This window comes from Mycolicibacter nonchromogenicus (assembly GCF_002101775.1).
Lineage (GTDB): Bacteria > Actinomycetota > Actinomycetes > Mycobacteriales > Mycobacteriaceae > Mycobacterium > Mycobacterium nonchromogenicum.
The window spans coordinates 17,467-35,499 of the sequence record NZ_LQPI01000054.1; the positions used below are offsets into that span (position 1 = coordinate 17,467).

The 18,033-nt window shown below is 68.7% G+C and carries 16 protein-coding genes and 1 pseudogene; 7 read left to right on the forward strand and 10 right to left on the reverse strand.

Annotation, left to right across the window (positions count from 1 at the left end; all coding sequences use genetic code 11):
• Positions 1–14: 14 nt before the first annotated feature.
• The 4 genes from AWC18_RS15330 to AWC18_RS15345 all read right to left on the reverse strand — a co-directional run bounded on the left by AWC18_RS15330 (position 15) and on the right by AWC18_RS15345 (position 3,578).
• Entirely contained in the window at positions 15–1,157 is a 1,143-nt protein-coding gene (locus AWC18_RS15330; RefSeq protein ID WP_064997097.1) for a glycosyltransferase family 4 protein, read from the reverse strand.
• Positions 1,154–1,969, reverse strand: coding sequence for a DUF4157 domain-containing protein (locus tag AWC18_RS15335; RefSeq protein WP_082961002.1), 816 nt, complete (start codon positions 1,967–1,969; stop codon positions 1,154–1,156). The genes AWC18_RS15330 and AWC18_RS15335 overlap by 4 nt, the downstream gene beginning before the upstream one ends.
• Before the next feature lie 19 nt (positions 1,970–1,988).
• The gene (gene ripC / locus AWC18_RS15340; protein ID WP_085139280.1) at positions 1,989–3,128 is read right to left on the reverse strand and encodes a peptidoglycan hydrolase RipC; all 1,140 of its coding nucleotides are present in this window, start codon (positions 3,126–3,128) and stop codon (positions 1,989–1,991) included.
• A 183-nt stretch (positions 3,129–3,311) separates the two neighbouring features.
• A complete protein-coding gene (locus tag AWC18_RS15345; RefSeq protein ID WP_234784391.1) occupies positions 3,312–3,578 on the reverse strand; it encodes a hypothetical protein in 267 nt (88 codons plus the stop codon).
• 94 nt (positions 3,579–3,672) lie between these two features.
• Here AWC18_RS15345 and AWC18_RS15350 point away from each other — a divergent pair.
• Positions 3,673–5,490 (forward strand): annotated as a pseudogene (locus AWC18_RS15350) (DEDD exonuclease domain-containing protein); the annotation flags it as partial.
• Here AWC18_RS15350 and trpD read toward each other — a convergent pair.
• Complete coding sequence (trpD, locus tag AWC18_RS15355) at positions 5,428–6,510, reverse strand: anthranilate phosphoribosyltransferase (protein WP_085139282.1); 1,083 nt, start codon at positions 6,508–6,510, stop codon at positions 5,428–5,430. The pseudogene AWC18_RS15350 and the gene trpD sit on opposite strands and share 63 nt — an antisense overlap.
• Before the next feature lie 170 nt (positions 6,511–6,680).
• Here trpD and ctaE point away from each other — a divergent pair, with 170 nt between their 5' ends.
• From ctaE to AWC18_RS15380, 5 genes are read left to right on the forward strand one after another with little or no spacing between them, the layout of a single operon-like run.
• Positions 6,681–7,292, forward strand: coding sequence for an aa3-type cytochrome oxidase subunit III (ctaE, locus tag AWC18_RS15360; RefSeq protein ID WP_064996336.1), 612 nt, complete (start codon positions 6,681–6,683; stop codon positions 7,290–7,292).
• Positions 7,289–8,164 carry a cytochrome bc1 complex diheme cytochrome c subunit gene (gene qcrC / locus AWC18_RS15365; RefSeq protein WP_234784336.1) on the forward strand — a complete coding sequence of 292 codons (876 nt, stop codon included), beginning with the start codon at positions 7,289–7,291 and terminating at the stop codon, positions 8,162–8,164. The genes ctaE and qcrC overlap by 4 nt, the downstream gene beginning before the upstream one ends.
• A complete protein-coding gene (gene qcrA / locus AWC18_RS15370) occupies positions 8,161–9,330 on the forward strand; it encodes a cytochrome bc1 complex Rieske iron-sulfur subunit (protein ID WP_085139291.1) in 1,170 nt (389 codons plus the stop codon). The genes qcrC and qcrA overlap by 4 nt, the downstream gene beginning before the upstream one ends.
• A complete protein-coding gene (qcrB, locus tag AWC18_RS15375; RefSeq protein ID WP_064996334.1) occupies positions 9,327–10,952 on the forward strand; it encodes a cytochrome bc1 complex cytochrome b subunit in 1,626 nt (541 codons plus the stop codon). Before qcrA ends, qcrB begins: the two co-directional genes overlap by 4 nt.
• Before the next feature lie 40 nt (positions 10,953–10,992).
• The gene (locus AWC18_RS15380) at positions 10,993–11,640 is read left to right on the forward strand and encodes a pyridoxine/pyridoxamine 5'-phosphate oxidase (protein ID WP_234784335.1); all 648 of its coding nucleotides are present in this window, start codon (positions 10,993–10,995) and stop codon (positions 11,638–11,640) included.
• A 22-nt stretch (positions 11,641–11,662) separates the two neighbouring features.
• Here the strand turns inward: AWC18_RS15380 and AWC18_RS15385 are convergent, their stop codons facing one another.
• From AWC18_RS15385 to ctaC, 4 genes are all read right to left on the reverse strand, one after another.
• The gene (locus AWC18_RS15385) at positions 11,663–12,304 is read right to left on the reverse strand and encodes a DUF2561 family protein (RefSeq protein ID WP_420093349.1); all 642 of its coding nucleotides are present in this window, start codon (positions 12,302–12,304) and stop codon (positions 11,663–11,665) included.
• Positions 12,301–13,125: an MmpS family transport accessory protein gene (locus AWC18_RS15390; RefSeq protein ID WP_085139283.1), complete on the reverse strand. Its 825-nt coding sequence runs from the start codon at positions 13,123–13,125 to the stop codon at positions 12,301–12,303. The genes AWC18_RS15385 and AWC18_RS15390 overlap by 4 nt, the downstream gene beginning before the upstream one ends.
• Before the next feature lie 130 nt (positions 13,126–13,255).
• A complete protein-coding gene (gene ctaF, locus AWC18_RS15395) occupies positions 13,256–13,675 on the reverse strand; it encodes a cytochrome c oxidase subunit 4 (RefSeq protein ID WP_064999819.1) in 420 nt (139 codons plus the stop codon).
• A 10-nt stretch (positions 13,676–13,685) separates the two neighbouring features.
• Positions 13,686–14,765, reverse strand: coding sequence for an aa3-type cytochrome oxidase subunit II (gene ctaC / locus AWC18_RS15400; protein WP_085139284.1), 1,080 nt, complete (start codon positions 14,763–14,765; stop codon positions 13,686–13,688).
• Positions 14,766–14,958: 193 nt separating this feature from the next.
• On the opposite strand from ctaC, the gene asnB reads away from it, so the two are divergent.
• Positions 14,959–16,905: an asparagine synthase (glutamine-hydrolyzing) gene (asnB, locus tag AWC18_RS15405; protein ID WP_085139285.1), complete on the forward strand. Its 1,947-nt coding sequence runs from the start codon at positions 14,959–14,961 to the stop codon at positions 16,903–16,905.
• Between the two features lie 109 nt (positions 16,906–17,014).
• Here asnB and AWC18_RS15410 read toward each other — a convergent pair whose 3' ends face one another.
• The gene (locus AWC18_RS15410) at positions 17,015–17,989 is read right to left on the reverse strand and encodes a carbohydrate kinase family protein (protein WP_085139286.1); all 975 of its coding nucleotides are present in this window, start codon (positions 17,987–17,989) and stop codon (positions 17,015–17,017) included.
• Positions 17,990–18,033: the final 44 nt, after the last annotated feature.

Genomic DNA, 18,033 nt, shown 5'->3' on the forward strand with positions numbered 1-18,033 from the left:
CCGCAGGAACCGCCTCAGGCCTGCAGCAGGTCGGCCATCCGTGCGGCAAGGGTGTCCCAGCGCCAGTGCCCCGTCGCCCATTCGCGCCCGGCGGCACCCATCGCGGCGGCCCGGTCGGGGTCGGCGAGCAATCCGGCGACCGCGTCACCGATCTGGTCCACGGCCCGGCCGTCGACCACCAGCCCGGTCCGGTTGTGCAGGACGGTTTCGGGCGCACCGCCGGAATCACCGGCGACCACCGGGACCCCGGCCGCCGAGGCCTCCAGGAACACGATGCCCAGACCTTCGACGTCAAGTCCGGCGCCGCGGGTGCGGCACGGCATCGCGAACACGTCGCCCAGCACGTAGTGGGCCGGCAGCTCGCCGGCGGGCACACCGCCGGTGAAAGTCACCGCATCGGCCACGCCGCACTGGTCGGCCAGTTTGTGCAGCGTCTCGGCGTAGGGCCCCCCGCCGACGATCACCAGGGCGGCCCCGTCCACGCGTTTGCGGATCGCGGGCAGCGCCCTGATCAACATGTCCTGGCCCTTGCGGGGCACCAGCCGCGATACGCACACGACGGTGGGACGCTCCCCCAGCCCATACCGGGCCCGTAGTTCGGCTCGGGCCTGCGGGTCGGGCCGGAACCGGTCGGTGTCCACGCCGGGCGGCAGGTGCTCCAGTGCGGCCTCGGGACCGAACGCCGAGGCGAACCGGCCACGGGTGTAGTGACTGACGAAGGTGACGGTGTCGCAGGTGTCACCGATGCGGCGCAGCACCGAACGCGCCCCCGGCAGCATCGACCAGCCCACCTCGTGGCCGTGGGTGCTGGCCAGCACCCGGGTGGCACCGGCAGCGCGGGCACGCTGGGCCAGCAGGGCCAGCGGCGCGGCCGCACCGAACCACACGGTCTGAGCGCTCACCTCGGCGATGAGCCGGCGCATCCGGGAGTCGACGGCCGGGCCCGGCAACATCAGGGTGCCGGCGTGGCGCACCACCTGGTAGCCGGCTGACTTCGCGGCGTCGTCAAAGGCCTGCGCGCCCTTCCACTTCGGCGCGTACACCGTCACGTCGTGGCGGCCGCCACCGGCGATGCGGCGCACCAGTTCTTCCAGGTAGCACTGGATGCCGCCGGGACGCGGCGGAAAATCGTTGGTTACCAGCAGGACCCGGCTCACTGCAGGGATGCTAGCCAAGCGCCCCACCCGGCGAGCAACTCGGGCAGGTCCACCCCGAGCACCAGCGGCACCGCCACCGCCGGCGGCACATGCCCGGGACCGCAGGCGGTCAGATACAGCTCACGCAGCTTGGCCGTCCCGAAACGCTCGGCCACGAAACGAGCGAACTCCCACGCCCGGTCATAGGCCTGGGCCCGCCGTGGTCCGGGAGCGTCCAGATCGGCATCGGTGGGCAACGCCGGCACCGGCCCGTCCGGTGCGACCGCCGGATCGCCGGCGGGCCGTGCGACGAAGTCCGCCACCCCCTCGGTCAGCCAGCGCGGTGCATCGAATGCGGTGTCGGTGCGGGCCGCATAGTGAAAAAGCTCGTGAGTCAACACGATTCGCAGCGCCGCTGTGCTCATCGCATCCGCACGGGGCGCGAAGACGATGCGCTGACCAACTGCTGTCCGACGCTCGGGATCCACTCGATCGGCGACCGCGACGGCCGCGACGTCCGCCCACTGCGCGACATCGGCGCTGTCGTGACCCGCCAGCTCCACGAACTGCCGATCCGACCCGGTGGCCGTCACCACAATGCGATGCGACCAGTCGGTGCCCCAGAACGCTTCGACCGCGTCGACGGACGCGCCGATGATTTCGGCCACCCGCGACAGCAGTTCGGCGCCGGGCCGGCCGCCCAGATTCTCCAGAACGACGCTGCGGTCATCGCCCACGATCAGCGACGGGGACACGGCCTCGGGCCGGCGCGCCGTTGTGCCCAGCAGCGCGACACCGCTGATCAGCTCGACAACCAGCAGCGCCGCAAGCAGGCGGCGGAGTGCCCGGCGCTCAGTAACGACGGGCGTTGTGGATCGGGCCGGACGAGTTCATCGGGACCACCCGGACCGGCTGACCGTAGGTGGACGAGTGGATCATCATGCCGTCACCGACGTAGATGCCCGAGTGCGACGCGTCCGAATAGAAGGTCAGCACGTCACCGGGCTGCAGGTCGGACAGCGGCACTTCCTGCCCACCGTTGGCCTGCGCCTGGCTGGAGTGCGGCAGGTTGATGCCGGCCTGGTGGAACGCCCACATGACCAGCCCGGAGCAGTCGAAGCCACCCGGTGCGGCACCGCCCCAGACATACGGCGTGCCGACCTGGGTCAACGCCGCCTGCACGGCGGTCGCGGCGGCTCCGCTACCACCGGGGGCGCCCAGCGGCAGACCAAACGGAGGCGGCGCGTCGGACCCGGGCAGCGGGAATCCCGGGAAGCCGGGAGCCGGCGGCATGCCCTCGGGGGCGGGCTCGCCCGGAACAGCTTCGGGCGCCGGACCGGGCGCGGCCATCGCCGTGCGCTGCTCGGGCGTCAGTGCGTAGTACTGGGACTTCACCACCGAGATCTGCAGCTGCAGGCGGCTCTGACGAGCCTGCAGCTCCGCGCGGACCGCGGCGGCCTGCTCGGCTGCCGTGCGGGCTTCGTCAGCCGACTTGGCCGACGCCTGCTCAGCCTGAACGGCCTGCTCGCTGGCGGTACGGAAACGATCCATCTGCACCGACAGGTCACCGGAGACCACGCGCTGCACGTCAAGCTTGTCGATCAGTTGTTGCGGCGACTCGGCGGTCAGGATGGCTTCCCCGCCGCCGATCCGGCCACCCATGTACGTGGTGGCGGCGAAGCGATTGACGGCCGCTCGATAGGTGGACAGTTGGTCGCGGGCCGCATCCAGGGCGGCTTGGTCGGCGGCGTGCGCGTTGTCCGCGGCCTGCTGCGCGGCGAGCTTCTCATCCAGATTGAGCTGCGCGGTGTGCATGGCCTCGGTGGTCTGCTCGGCCTGCCGGGACAATTCGGCGAGCTTCGCCAGGGCGTCGTCAGCGGGGTCGGCGTAGACATTTCCGACCAACACGCTGCTCAGAGTCGTGACACTGACCACCAAACCGGCTGCGGCAACGAGCGCTGGGCGCCTCAAAGCACGCAGACGCCACTGCATACGTTCGAGCTCCAAGATTGCATCCTTAACACTGCTCAGGGAGGCACAGGGGGTGTACCGCCGCCGAAACGTAAGGTCTCGATTAGATTACGGAATGGCAACGCCGTTGTCCATCACGAGTTGCCGACTCTAACAGCCAGAATTGTGAGAGCTCTAAGGCCGTTTGCGGGGGTTCTGTCGTGTTCAGGCCACGCCCGAGCGGCGCGCCGGGCCACGCTCACCGCGGATCGGGACCAGCCTCAGTCGCGGCGCCATTCCGGCCTCGGCGAGCACATCCAGCGCCGCCCGCTCGTCTTCGAGGAGCTCGTTGGGCACGCCCAGCAACACGCTGACAACGCAGTCCCGGCACGCCGGTCCGCGCACCGCACAGTCGTCGCAGTCGATCACCATCGGATCCGAATCCGCCCGGCGCGCGCCGCGGTCGTCCGAGTGTCCCGAGACCTGTCCCATGACGATTCCTCTCGATCAGTTGTCGGCACGCTAACTCCGGGCACCGACAACCCGACTTCACGGCTGTGTCGGTGCATGCGCCTAGGTTCGGCCCATGACCACCGGCGCCGGCCCAGAGCAGCTGAGCTTCCCCCGATTCGACGCCCAGCTCGAAGGCGAATTCGATGCCACACCGGCCACCCTGCGCGACACCACATTCGTGGTGGTGGACCTGGAGACCACCGGCGGCCGAGCCTCGCCCCGCGGGGACGCCGAACCGGACGCCATCACCGAGATCGGCGCGGTCAAAGTGCGTGGCGGCGTGGTCGAGGGCGAGTTCGCCACCCTGATCAACCCGCAGCGCGGCATTCCGCCGCAGATCGTCCGGCTCACCGGCATCACCACGGCCATGGTCTATGAGGCGCCCACGATCGACGCCGTGCTGCCGTCCTTCCTCGAGTTCGCCGGCTTCGACCGCGGCTCGGTGCTGGTCGCCCACAACGCCGGGTTCGACGTCGGGTTCTTGACGGCCGCCGCCCGCCGCTGCGATCTGGCCTGGCCGCGGCCCTCGGCGCTGTGCACGGTGCGCCTGGCCCGCCGGGTGCTCAGCCGCGACGAGGCACCCAGTGTCCGGCTGGCCGAGCTGTCCCGACTGTTCGCGGTGAGCACCACCCCCAACCACCGCGCGCTCGACGACGCCCGTGCCACCGTCGATGTCCTGCACGCACTGATCGAGCGCCTGGGCAACCAGCAGGTCAACACCTTCGTCGACCTGCGCGCCTACCTGTCTCACACCACGCCGGACCAGCGCCGCAAGCGCAGCCTGGCCGTCGGGCTGCCGCAGCGGCCCGGGGTCTACCTGTTCCGCGGACCGTCAGAGGAGGTGCTCTACATCGGCACCTCCAGCAACCTGCGGCGCCGGGTGGCGCAGTACTTCAACGGCTCCGAGCGCCGTAGCCGCATCGCCGAGATGGTGGCCTTGGCAACCCGGATCGATCACGTCGAATGCGCGCACCCGCTGGAGGCCGGCGTGCGCGAACTGCGGCTGCTGGCCGCCCATGCTCCGCCCTACAACCGACGGTCGAAGTTTCCCCGGCGGTGGTGGTGGATCACCCTGTCCAATGAGGCATTCCCGCGTCTGACGGTGGTGCGCACTCCGCGGCACGACCGGGCCATCGGCCCGTTCCGCTCCCGCGCCGACGCCGCCGAGACCGCCGCCCTGCTGTCCCGGTTCACCGGAATCCGAACCTGTACAACACGATTGAGCCGAACCGCTCGGCACTGCTGCCCGCCGGCCGAGGTCAGCCCCTGCCCGGCGGCGGCGAACGCGAGCGCAGACGAATACGCCGAAGCGGTCCGACGGGCGGCCGCGTTGCTCGACGGTGCCGACAACACCGCTCTGGCCGCCGCGGTGCAGCAGGTGAACGCCCTGGCGGATCGCGGCCACTACGAGAGCGCCGCCCGGCTGCGCGACCGCACCGCGGCGGCCATCGAGGCACTGTGGCGCAGCCAGCGCGCACGTGCTCTGGTGGCCCTGCCAGAGCTGGTGGCCGCTGCGCCGGATGGCACCGGCGGCTGGCATCTCGCGGTGATCCGCCACGGCCGGCTGGCTGCCGCAGGGTGCGCCGCACGTGGCGTCCCGCCGATGCCCGTCGTCGACGCGATCACGCTCGGCGCCGAGACGGTGCTGCCCGAGCCGGCGCCGTTGGCCGGCGCGCTGGTCGAGGAGACCATGCTGATCGCCCGCTGGCTGGCAGCTCCGGGGGTGCGCATCGTGCGTGTCGACGGGGAGCACGGATGGGTGTCCCCGCTCGCGTCGGCCGGGCCGTGGATGCCGTGGGCGGCGCTGGCCCGCTCGGCGCGGCTGGCCTCAGAGCTGAGCGCCGAAGCGGACCCAGCGAGCCAGCAGCTGTTCGGCCGCGCCGCTGTCGATCGCCTCGACCGCCCGCGCCAGCCCGTCTTCCCAGGCCGGCAACCACTCAGCGCTGCTGGATAACCCCGCATGGGCCACTATCGCGCCGGCCGCGTTGAGCACCACGGCGTCACGCACCGCGCCCTTGGTTCCGGCGAGCACCGAGCGGGCCTCCTCGGCGTTGGCCTGGGCGTCGCCGCCGAGCAACTCGCTCACCTCGGCGCGGGCGAACCCGAATCCGGCCGGGTCGAAGGTCAGCCGATCGATGGTGCCCGCCTGCACCCGCCAGATGGTGCTGGTCGTGGTCGTGGTCAGCTCGTCGAGGCCGTCGTCACCGTGCACCACCAGCACGCTGGACCCCCGCGCGGCGAACACGCCGGCCATCACCTCGGCCAACTCCCCGAACGCGCACCCGATCAGCCCGGCCCGCGGCCGCGCCGGGTTGGTCAGCGGACCCAGCAGGTTGAACACCGTCGGAACACCGATCTCGCGGCGTGCCACCGAGGCGTTGCGATACGACGGCTGGAACTTCGGGGCGAAGCAGAATCCGATGCCGACCTCTTCGACACTGCGGGCCACCTCGTCGGGGCCAAGGTCGATGCGCACACCCAGCGCCTCCAGGGTGTCGGCACCCCCGGACAAAGAGCCCGCCGACCGGTTGCCGTGTTTGACCACCGGCACCCCGGCGGCGGCCACCACGATCGCCGCCATGGTGGACAGATTCACCGTGTTGGCGCCGTCCCCGCCGGTGCCCACCACGTCGACGGTGTCGGTTCCGATTCTGTCGGTGGGAACCTTGCGCCCGAAGGCCAGCATGACGTCGGCCAGCTCACCCACCTCAGCGGCGGTCGGACCCTTCATCTGCATCGCCACGCCGAACGCCGCAATCTGCGCGGACGTGGCGGCACCGGCCATGATCTGCTCCATCGCCCAGGCCGCCTGGCCCGGGGACAGGTCCCGACCGGACGTCAGGGCACCCAGGACCTGCCGCCATTGCACTGTCTGCGCTTTCGGCTGCGCCGCACCGTCTGGCTCGACCACGCGCCGATCGTCGCATGCGGCCTCCGCCGCACCAAAGCCAACCGGAATCAGGGCGGGAACGAAGCGCTAACAGCGTGCTCACGCGCGCGTAACGGCGCGGACGACACCAGTTGGCCCCAATTGCCAGCCCCGGGTGGAGTTCTTCAACTACATAGCGTCATACTTGCGGGGTGACGAGCGCTGTGGGGTCCTCGGGTACTGCCATTACTTCTCGTGTGCATTCGCTGAACCGTCCCAACATGGTCAGCGTTGGCACCATCGTGTGGCTGTCCAGTGAATTGATGTTCTTTGCCGGTCTGTTCGCGATGTACTTCACGGCACGTGCACAGTCCGGTGGCGCCTGGCCGCCGCCGCCGACCGAGCTGAATCTCGCGCTGGCGGTACCGGTGACGCTGGTGCTGATCGCGTCATCGTTCACCTGCCAGATGGGCGTGTTCGCCGCCGAGCGCGGCGACGTGTTCGGGCTGCGCCGGTGGTACTTCCTGACCTTCCTCATGGGACTGTTCTTCGTCTGCGGTCAGGGCTACGAGTACTCGCACCTGGTCGCGCACGGCACCACCATCTCATCGAGCGCCTACGGCACCGTGTTCTACCTGACCACCGGGTTCCACGGCCTGCACGTCATCGGCGGGCTGGTCGCCTTCATCTTCCTGATGCTGCGCACCACGATGAGCAAGTTCACCCCGGCTCAGGCCACCGCCTCGATCGTCGTGTCCTACTACTGGCACTTCGTCGACATCGTGTGGATCGCACTGTTCGCCACGATCTACTTCATCCGATGAGCAACCGCCCGATGAACAGGAGTGTCCGGTTGAAGACACTGAAGAAGTGGGCCCGGCCTGGCAACAACGACACCGTCGCCCGCCGGCGCCTGCGCCGTCGGGTCTCCGGCGGACTGCTGCTGCTGGTCGCATTGGCCCTGGCCGGTGGAACGGCTGCCCTGCTGACCCCGACCCCGCAGGTCGCGGTCGCCGATGAGTCGTCCTCGGCCCTGCTGCGTACCGGTAAGCAGCTCTTCGACACCTCGTGCGTGAGCTGCCACGGCGCCAACCTGCAGGGTGAGGCGGGCCGCGGGCCGAGCCTGATCGGCGTCGGCGAAGCCGCCGTCTACTTCCAGGTCTCCAGCGGCCGCATGCCCGCGGCTCGTGGTGAGGCCCAGGCGCCGCGTAAGCAGCCGGTGTTCGACGACAAGCAGATCGACGCCCTCGGCGCCTACGTGCAGGCCAACGGCGGCGGCCCCACCGTGGTGCGCAATGCCGACGGCAGCATCGCGCAGGCCTCGCTGCGCGGCGACGACTTGGGCCGTGGCGGTGACCTCTTCCGGCTGAACTGCGCCTCCTGCCACAACTTCACCGGCCGGGGCGGCGCGCTGTCCTCCGGTAAGTACGCGCCCGACCTGGAGCCTGCCAACGAGCAGCAGATCCTGACCGCCATGCTGTCGGGCCCGCAGAACATGCCGCGCTTCTCCGACCGGCAGATCTCCATGGAGGAGAAGAAGGACATCATCGCCTACGTGAAATCCGTTACTGAGGAACGTGATCCGGGCGGCTACGGACTCGGCGGCTTCGGCCCCGCGCCCGAAGGCATGGTGATTTGGATTATCGGCATGGTCGCCGCCATCGCCGCTGCAATGTGGATCGGGGCACGCTCATGAGCAGCAACGACAAGACTGAACTCCCGGACGACGCCGCACTGGCGACGATGACCACCGAGGAGCTGCTCGCTCTCGGCGGCGAGATCGACGGTGTCACGACCATCTACAAAGAGCCGCGCTGGCCGGTCGAGGGCACCCGGGCCGAAAAGCGCGCCGAGCGCCGGATCGCCGCCTGGTTCCTGGCGGGTGGCGGCTTCGGGCTGGCCCTGCTGCTTGTCTTCCTGTTCTGGCCGTGGGAGTACGCGCCGCTGGAGTCCCCGGACGGCCTGGCCTACTCGCTGGCGACCCCGCTCTACGGGCTGACCTTCGGTCTCTCGGTGTTGTGCATCGCGATCGGTGCGGTGCTGTTCGTCAAGAAGTTCATCCCCGAAGAGATCACCATCCAGGAGCGCCACGACGGCGCCTCCCCCGAGATCGACCGCAAGACCGTGGCGGCCCAGCTGACCGACGCGTTCGAGGGCTCGACCATCGGTCGGCGCAAGCTGCTGGGCGCCTCCCTGGGGGTCGGCTTCGGCGCCTTCGGTCTGGGCACCGCGGTCGCCGGCCTCGGCGGCCTGATCAAGAACCCCTGGAAGCCGGTCGTCGAGACCGCCGAAGGCAAGAAGGCCGTCCTGTGGACTTCCGGATGGACCCCGCGCTACCCCGGGGAGACCATCTACCTGGCCCGCGCGACCGGTCACAGCACCAATTCCCCGCTGGTCAAGATGCGGCCCGAAGACCTGGACGCGGGCGGCATGGAGACCGTGTTCCCGTGGCGGGAGTCCGACGGTGACGGCACCACCGAGGAGTCGAACGAGAAGCTCACCGCGATCATGATGGGCGTCCGTAACCCGGTGATGCTGATCCGTATCCGGCCCGACGACAGGCCCAAGGTGGTCAAGCGTAAAGGCCAGGAGAGCTTCAACTACGGCGACTTCTTCGCCTACACCAAGATCTGCTCGCACCTGGGTTGCCCGTCTTCCCTGTTCGAGCAGCAGACCTATCGGATCCTGTGCCCGTGCCACCAGTCGCAGTTCGACGCGCTGCACTACGCCAAGCCGATCTTCGGCCCGGCCGCCCGCGCGCTGGCACAGCTGCCGATCACCATTGACGCCAATGGGCATCTGGTCGCCAACGGCGACTTCGTGGAACCTGTCGGACCGGCATTCTGGGAGCGCACCTCATGAGTCCTGCAATCGGCGACCTGCTCGCCCGCCAAGCAGACGACATCGATACGCGGTACCACCCGGCCGCCGCGCTGCGCCGCCAGTTCAACAAGGTCTTCCCGACGCACTGGTCGTTCCTGCTCGGCGAGATCGCGCTGTACAGCTTCATCATCCTGCTGCTGTCCGGCGTCTACCTGACGCTGTTCTTCGACCCGTCGATGGCCGAGGTCATCTACCACGGCGTCTACCAGCCGCTCAACGGCGTGCAGATGTCGCGGGCCTACGAATCGGCCCTGGACATCTCCTTCGAGGTCCGCGGCGGCCTGTTCGTCCGCCAGCTCCACCACTGGGCCGCGCTGTTGTTCGCCGCGTCGATCATGGTGCACCTGGCGCGCATCTTCTTCACCGGCGCGTTCCGCCGGCCGCGTGAGGCGAACTGGGTCATCGGCTCGCTGCTGCTGATCCTGGCCATGTTCGAGGGCTACTTCGGTTACTCGCTGCCCGACGACCTGCTCTCCGGTATCGGTCTGCGCGCCGCGCTGTCCTCGATCACGCTGGGCATGCCGGTGATCGGCACCTGGCTGCACTGGGCGCTGTTCGGCGGCGACTTCCCGGGCACCGTCTTGATCCCCCGGCTCTACGCCCTGCACATTTTGCTGATCCCCGGCATCATTCTGGCCCTGATCGGCGTCCACATGGCGCTGGTGTGGTTCCAGAAGCACACCCAGTTCCCCGGACCGGGCCGCACCGAGACCAACGTGGTCGGCGTGCGGGTGCTGCCGGTCTTCGCGATCAAGTCGGGCGCGTTCTTCGCGATGATCACCGGCATCCTGGGCCTGATGGGCGGGTTGCTGCAGATCAACGCGATCTGGAACCTGGGCCCCTACCGGCCCTCGCAGGTTTCGGCGGGTAGCCAGCCGGACTTCTACATGATGTGGACCGAGGGCCTGGCCCGGTTGTGGCCGGCGTGGGAGTTCTACCCCTTCGGCCACACCATTCCCGCGGTCGTCGGCGTCGCGTTGGGCATGGGCGCCGTCTTCGGACTGCTCATGGTCTACCCGTTCCTGGAGAAGAAGTTCACCGGCGACTACGCACACCACAACCTGCTGCAGCGTCCGCGGGACGCTCCGGTCCGCACCGCGATCGGCGCCATGGCGATCAGCTTCTACATGGTGCTGACCCTGGCGGCCATGAACGACATCATCGCGTGGAAGTTCCACATCTCGCTGAACGCGACGACCTGGATCGGCCGTATCGGGATGGTGGTGCTGCCGCCGCTGGTCTTCTTCATCACCTACCGGTGGTGCATCGGACTGCAGCGCAGTGACCGTGACGTGCTCGAGCACGGTATCGAGACCGGCATCATCAAGCGGCTGCCGCACGGTGCCTACATCGAGCTGCACCAGCCGCTGGGTCCGGTCGACGAGCACGGCCACCCGATTCCGCTGGAATACGCCGGTGCGCCGCTGCCCAAGCGGATGAACAAGCTCGGCTCGGGCGGTGCTCCCGGTACCGGCAGCTTCCTGACACCCGACCCGGTCGAAGAGGATGCCGCACTCACCGAGGCGGCACACGCCAGCGAACGGCGTGCGCTGACCGCACTGGCCGAGCACCAAGGCGGTAACACCAACGGTCACCACTAGACCGACAGGGTCCGAAGAAGCGGGCAGCCTGCGCAATCTCTTGCGCGGGCTGCCCGTTTTGGTTGGTGCGGCACCGCAGTTCGATCCCGCACAGGCGCCGTCCGATCCGGTCGCACTGTTCATCTCGTGGTTGCGGCACGCGATCGAGCGCGGCGTGGTGGAGCCGCACGCCATGACGTTGTCGACGGTCGGAGCGGCGGCCGGGACAGGCGGGCCACGGCCGTCTGCGCGGGTGCTGATCCTTAAGGACATCGATGTCGCCGGCTGGCATTTCGGCGTCAGTTCAGCCAGTCGCAAGGGCGCCGATCTCGCCCGCAATCCCGCTGTCTCCCTGACGTTTTACTGGCCCACGCTGGGCCGCCAGGTCAGGGTCGACGGCATCGCGGTCCCCGACCCGCCAACGGTGATCGCCGAAGACTTCCTGGCCCGCTCCGAAGGCGCCCGGGCAATGGTGCTCACCGGCCGCCAGAGCCAGCCCTATACCGACCCGGCAGAGATCGGCGAAGCACTCGCCAAGGCTCACCTGGAGCTCGAACACTCCCCCGCCCTGGTGCCCGCCGAGTGGGTGTCCTATGCGGTACGGGCCGACGCCGTCGAATTCTGGCAGGCGGACTCGACGCGCCGGCACCGCAGGCTGCGTTATGAGCGGGATGGATCGAGCTGGTCGACGACGCTGCTCTGGCCGTAGCGGGACAGGCGCGAGGACGTGCTCAGCCGAGACGAGACGGCAGTGCCAGTACTTCACCCAGCCGACGCAGGTACAGCCACGGGATCACCGGCATGGCGGCAGTGACCGCCCCGGCCACTCCGTAGCTGACCCAGGAGCCGGTGTCCTTGCCGACGGCCATCAGGTAGGTGGCCAGCCCGACCAGGGTCAGCGCACCGCCCACCGCGGTGGCCAGCACCGTGATGCCACGCAACAGCACCCGGTCCACCTCGGCCTGGTTGGGCAGCACCGGGCGGGCACCGGCCGCCCGCCGGCCTGGAGCGTCGAAGCCGGGCTGCTGAAGCGGGGCACCGGGGGTGGCCGGGCGCGGCGGCGTCACCGGAGCCTGGGGCGGGAAGCCGGGAGACCGCGGGGGCCCGGGCTGGCGTGCCCGCAGCAGTACCGGGATGGCCGCCAGGATGACCAGCGCCGACACACCGATCACGATGTAGAGCAGGCCGCTGTGCGAACTCTCGGTCGGCTCGTGATAGCCCCGCCCGAGATCCACGAGCGCCACCACGGCCGCCACAGTCATACCCAGCCAGGTGAGCCACACCGCGGCGCACGCACCCAGCAGGATGCGATCGGTGACCTCCGGGGATTGCCCCGGCCGAATGAATCGATCCACCATGTTCCCGCCGGTCATCCGCAGCTCGTTGCCGGTGCGTCATTGCTGTTGGAGAACAACACCCTACCGTCACTGCTGGTGATCGAGCAGTTGAGTTTGCTCAACCGCAACATGCTGGTGGCCTCCACCGAACCGATCTCCGACTGGGAGATCGGCGTCAGGGTCAGCGACCACGGGATGTAGGCGTTGCGCTGCGTACGCCGTTGCCCGGAAGCATCCACGTAGGTGATCGTGATCTGGTCGAACGGCGCCTTGGTGCCCGTCACCGAGTAGGTCACCTGCAGCGGCTTCGGCGGCGCGGTCGTGGTGCTCTCCTGGGTCGTGGTCGACGGCTCCGGTGAGGGTTCCTCGCTCGGCGGCGGCGGAGGCGGGGGTGGGGTGGTGCTGGTCCGGGTGATCTCGTCCTGCACGGGCGGCACCGACACGGTGCTGCTCGTCGTGGCGGGCGTCGCCACATCGCGAGTCTCGGTGCGGGCGAACAACAGTGCCACCGACACCACCAGGGAGACCGCGGCGATGATCACGGTGACACCGACCACCCACGGCCACCGGGGCGTCTTGGCGCCCGGCTCGGGCTCCTCGGGCACGTCGTAGTTGTCGAAGTCGTAGAGCCGCGGGTCCACCGGCACGTAGGGGCCGCTCAGAAACTGCTCGGATTCGGGCGCCGAGTAGGCCTGCGAATACGCGGTGTCCGTCGGCACGGCGGCTGGCGTGGCGGTCACATCGTCCAGCGGCGAAATGTCGCCGCCGGCGCCCGCTTCGGCAGCCTTGTCAGCCGGCTGACCAATGCCGGAGCCCTCGTCTCCAGAGCCCGTCTCTGGGGGATTCGGCCCGCTCATTCCCGCCTATCCTGTTCAAACCGCCACGTCACGACCTGACCGATTGCGGTCGACATCAACCACCGTTGGTCATTGTGCATCGGCAACCCTACCCAAGCGGGTCGACACGGCGGCCGCGACGGAGATGTGGTCAGTGTTTCTCGGGACCGATGTAGTACTCGAAGACCAGGCCGGCCACGCTCGACAACACGAACACCACACCGGCGGCGATCAGCCACGGCAGCCAGAACGCGATACCGACGGCCGCCACCGAGCCCGACAGCGCGATCAGGATCGGCCACCAGCTGTGCGGGCTGAAGAAGCCCAGCTCGCCGGCGCCGTCACTGACTTCGGCCGCCTCGTAGTCCTCGGGGCGGGTGTCCAGTCGGCGTGCCACGAACCTGAAGAAGGTGGCCACGATCAGGGCCATCGTTCCGGTCAGGAACAGCGCGGTGGTGCCGGCCCACTCCACACCGCCGGTGGCGAACTTCGCGGTCAGCACCGCGTAGATCACCCCGACCACCAGGAAGAAGGTGGCGACGAACTCGAACAGCCTGGATTCGATGCGCATGCGGTTGTCCCTACTTGTTGCTGGCTTGCGGGGCTAGCAGGCCACGGCGGCTGTCGAACGGGAACGTGGTGGTGGCCAACGGCTCCTGGTTGATCGCCTCCAACGCCTCGGCGTTGGTCTTGCCGGCCTTGCGCTGGTCCAGGTAGGCCTTGAAGTCGTTGGGCGAGACCACCCGGACTTCGAAGTTCATCATCGCGTGGTAGGTGCCGCACATCTCGGCGCAGTGGCCGACGAACGCGCCCTCCTTGGTGATCTCGGCGACCTGGAAGGTGTTCACCTGGTTGTTGCGCTCCGGCCAGGCGATGACGTCGCGCTTGAACAGGAACTCGGGCACCCAGAAGGCGTGGATGACGTCGGCCGAGTTGAGCACGAACTCGATGCGCTTGCCGCTGGGCAGCACCAGCACCGGGATCTCGCCGGTGGTTCCCACCGTCTCGATCTTGTCGAAGTTCAGGTAGGTGCGGTCCTCGGTGTTCAGGCCCTGCACCGGGCCGACCAGTTCCTCACCGTGGTGGTCGACACCCTCGGGCTTAGAGGTCATCGCCTCCTTGCGGGCCTGGTCCACGCCGTCGTAGCTGAGGGTGTGGTCGTGGAAGTCGACCTTCTGGTAACCGAACTTCCAGTTCCACTGGAAGGCGGTGACGTCGACGACCACCTCGGGGTCCGGCTCCTGGTGCAGCATCTTCTCCTGCACCACGACGGTGAAGTAGAAGATCACCGCGACGGCCAGGAACGGCAGGACGGTGAGCCCCAGCTCCAGCGGCATGTTGTAGCCGAACTGGCGCGGCAACTCGGTGTCGGTCGCCTTCTTGCGGTGGAAGAACATCGACCAGAAGATCATTCCCCAGACGAGTCCACCGATCACCACCGAAGCGATGACCATGCCGATCCACAGCTGGTAGTTGGCCTCAGCCTCAGGCGTGATGCCCTTGGGCCAGCCGAAGCCGACCACATCGGTCCAGTCGACGCTGCAACCGCTGAGCGTCACCGCCAGCAGTCCGAGCACGCTGACCGCGGTCAGCGGTCGACGCAGACGGCGATGTGCAACGCCCTGCCCGCGACGTGTCACGTTGGTGCCTCCTCGAGTCACAGAACAGGCCGACTGACCCGGCGGAGCAGTCGAATACTACGCAGCGTAGACCACCCGGATCACCGAGGTTTGATGTACCTGCCGGTTGGCCGTCTCAGTGTGTTGACCGCCTCATCCGCCTCCCAGCTTCTGCGCAGGCCGACATGGGCCTTCGCAGTTCGACGCCGATACCGGTGCGGCATACTGGGACCCGATGTGTGGACTGCTGGCCTTCGTGTGTGCCCCGGCCGGCACGACACCGGGCGCTGATGTGGCCGAAGTCGCCGGCGCGGTGTCGCGGGCGACCCACCTGATGCGTCACCGCGGCCCGGACGAGCCAGGAGGCATCTGGGCCGGCGACCAAGTGGTGTTCGGGTTCAACCGGCTGTCGTTCATCGACATCGCCCATTCCCACCAGCCCATGCGCTGGGGCCCACCGGAGGCTCCGGAGCGCTATGAGCTGGTGTTCAACGGCGAGATCTACAACTACCTGGAACTGCGCGCAGAGCTGGCCGCCGAGCACGGCGCGGTGTTCGCCACCGACGGCGACGGCGAGGCGATCGTCGCGGGCTACCACTACTGGGGCACCGATGTGCTGTCGCGGCTGCGCGGCATGTTCGCCTTCGCGGTGTGGGACACCGTGTCCGGCGAGCTGTTCTGCGCACGCGACCCGTTCGGGATCAAGCCGCTGTTCATGGCGTCGGGACCGGGCGGCACGGTGGTGGGCAGCGAGAAGAAATGCCTGCTGGATCTGGCCGACGTGGTGGGCTTCGACACGGCCATCGACACCCGCGCCGTCCAGCACTACACGGTGCTGCAGTACGTGCCGGAACCGGAGACGCTGCATCGGGGCATACGGCGGTTGGAGTCGGGCTGTTACGCCCGGATCCGGCCCGGCCAGGCGCCGGAGACCACCCGCTACTTCCGGCCGCGCTTCGACGCCACCCCGATCACCCGCGACACCGAGCAGGCGCGCTACGACGAGATCACCGCGGTCCTCGAGGACTCCGTCGCCAAGCACATGCGGGCCGATGTCACCGTCGGCGCGTTCCTGTCCGGAGGGATCGACTCCACCGCGATCGCCGCGCTGGCGATGCGCCACAACCCCAAGCTGATCACCTTCACCACCGGGTTCGAGCGGGAGGGCTTCTCCGAGATCGACGTCGCCGCTGCGTCGGCCGAGGCGATCGGTGCCCGGCACGTGGTCAAGGTCGTCAGCCCGGCCGAGTTCGTCGCCGCCCTGCCCGAGATCGTCTGGTACCTCGACGACCCGGTCGCCGACCCGGCCCTGGTGCCGCTGTACTTCATCGCCGCCGAAGCCCGCAAGCACGTCAAGGTGGTGCTCTCCGGCGAGGGCGCCGACGAGCTGTTCGGCGGCTACACCATCTACCGTGAGCCGCTGTCGCTGCGGCCCTTCGACTACCTGCCGTCCCCGGTGCGCCGATCCCTGGGCAAGGTGTCGCGGCCGTTGCCCGAGGGCATGCGCGGCAAGAGCCTGCTGCACCGCGGGTCGCTTCGCCTGGAGGAGCGCTACTACGGCAACGCCCGCAGCTTCTCCGACGAACAACTGCGTGCGGTGCTGCCCGGCTTCTCCCCCGACTGGACCCACACCGACGTCACCGCCCCGATCTACGCCGAATCCGTCGGCTGGGATCCGGTGGCCCGGATGCAGCACATCGACCTGTTCACCTGGCTGCGCGGCGACATCCTGGTCAAAGCCGACAAGATGACCATGGCCAACTCGCTCGAGCTGCGGGTGCCGTTCCTGGACCCCGAGGTGTTCGCGGTGGCATCGCGCCTGCCGGTGTCGGCCAAGATCACCCGCACCACCACCAAGTACGCGCTGCGCCGTGCACTGGAGCCGATCATCCCCGCGCACGTGCTGCACCGCCCCAAGCTCGGCTTCCCGGTGCCGTTGCGGCACTGGCTGCGCGCCGGTGAGCTGCTGGAGTGGGCGTATGCGACGGTGGACGCCACCGGCGCCGGTCACCTGGTCGATGTGGCCGCGGTGCGCACCATGCTCGACGAGCACCGCCTCGGCACCGCCGATCACAGCCGTCGGCTCTGGACCGTGCTGATCTTCATGCTGTGGCACGCGATCTTCGTCGAGCACAGCGTGGTGCCGACCATCCGGGAACCCGACTACCCCGTGCGGCTCTAGTTCTTTCCCGGCGCGCCCCTACCCCCGCGAGCAGACGCGAAAGCCCCCTGTAACGCCGTTACAAGGGGGCTTTCGCGTCTGCTCGCCGGAGAGAAAACCAGCGAAAAAATCAGGCGAGCGCAGCGTCGATCTGGGCCGCAGCGGCGTCGCCGTAGGCGTCCGCCAGGCGGCTCACCGCGGTGGCACGGTCCCACACCCATTCCTGGGTGCCGGTGGACTCCAGCACCAGCACCGCCACCAGCGAGCCGAGCTGCGCGGAGCGCTCCAAGCCCAATCCGGCGCTGCGACCGGTGAGGAAGCCGGCGCGGAAGGCGTCGCCGACCCCGGTCGGGTCGGTTTGAGACTTCTCCGGAACCACGCCGACGTGGATGCGGGAACCGTCCGGAGAGACGATGTCGACGCCGTCGCCGCCCAAGGTGGTCACCCGCAGCCCGACCTGCTTCGCCACGTCGGCCTCGGTCCAGCCGGTCTTGGACAGCAGCAGGTCCCACTCGTAGTCGTTGGTGAACAGGTAGGTGGCACCGTCGATGAGCTTGCGGATCTCCTCACCGGTGAGCCGGGCCAGCTGCTGCGAGGGGTCGGCGGCGAACGCCAGCCCCAGCTTGCGGCACTCCTCGGTGTGCAGGAACATCGCCTCGGGGTCGTTGGCACCGACGATCACCAGTTCCGGCTTCCCGACGCCCTCGACCAGCTTGGCCAGCGAGATGTTGCGGGCCTCCGACATCGCGCCCGGGTAGAACGACGCGATCTGGGCCATGTCCTGGTCGGTGGTGCAGACGAACCGGGCCGTGTGCGAGGTCGTCGACGTGAGCACGTGGTCGCAGTTGACGCCGTGGGAGACCAGCCACTGCCGGTAGTCGGCGAAGTCAGCACCGGCGGCACCCACCAGGGCGGCGTCACCGCCGAGCACACCGATGGCGAAGGCGATGTTGCCCGCCACGCCACCGCGGTGCACCACCAGGTCATCGACCAGGAAGCTCAGCGAAACCTTCTGCAGGTGATCGGCCAGCAGTTGTTCGGAGAACCGACCCGGAAAGCGCATCAGATGGTCGGTCGCGATCGAACCGGTCACCGCAATCGTCACTGAAAAATCCCCTCGTACGTCACCATGGGCCTTGATGTGGGTAC

Coding starts and splice junctions, on each gene's coding strand:
- ripC (WP_085139280.1), bottom strand. CDS start 3,128: ATGCAGTGGCGTCTGCGTGCTTTGAGGCGCCCAGCGCTCGTTGCCGCA.
- AWC18_RS15345 (WP_234784391.1), bottom strand. CDS start 3,578: ATGGGACAGGTCTCGGGACACTCGGACGACCGCGGCGCGCGCCGGGCG.
- qcrC (WP_234784336.1), top strand. CDS start 7,289: ATGAGCAACCGCCCGATGAACAGGAGTGTCCGGTTGAAGACACTGAAG.
- qcrA (WP_085139291.1), top strand. CDS start 8,161: ATGAGCAGCAACGACAAGACTGAACTCCCGGACGACGCCGCACTGGCG.
- qcrB (WP_064996334.1), top strand. CDS start 9,327: ATGAGTCCTGCAATCGGCGACCTGCTCGCCCGCCAAGCAGACGACATC.
- AWC18_RS15385 (WP_420093349.1), bottom strand. CDS start 12,304: ATGACCGGCGGGAACATGGTGGATCGATTCATTCGGCCGGGGCAATCC.
- AWC18_RS15390 (WP_085139283.1), bottom strand. CDS start 13,125: ATGAGCGGGCCGAATCCCCCAGAGACGGGCTCTGGAGACGAGGGCTCC.
- ctaF (WP_064999819.1), bottom strand. CDS start 13,675: ATGCGCATCGAATCCAGGCTGTTCGAGTTCGTCGCCACCTTCTTCCTG.
- asnB (WP_085139285.1), top strand. CDS start 14,959: ATGTGTGGACTGCTGGCCTTCGTGTGTGCCCCGGCCGGCACGACACCG.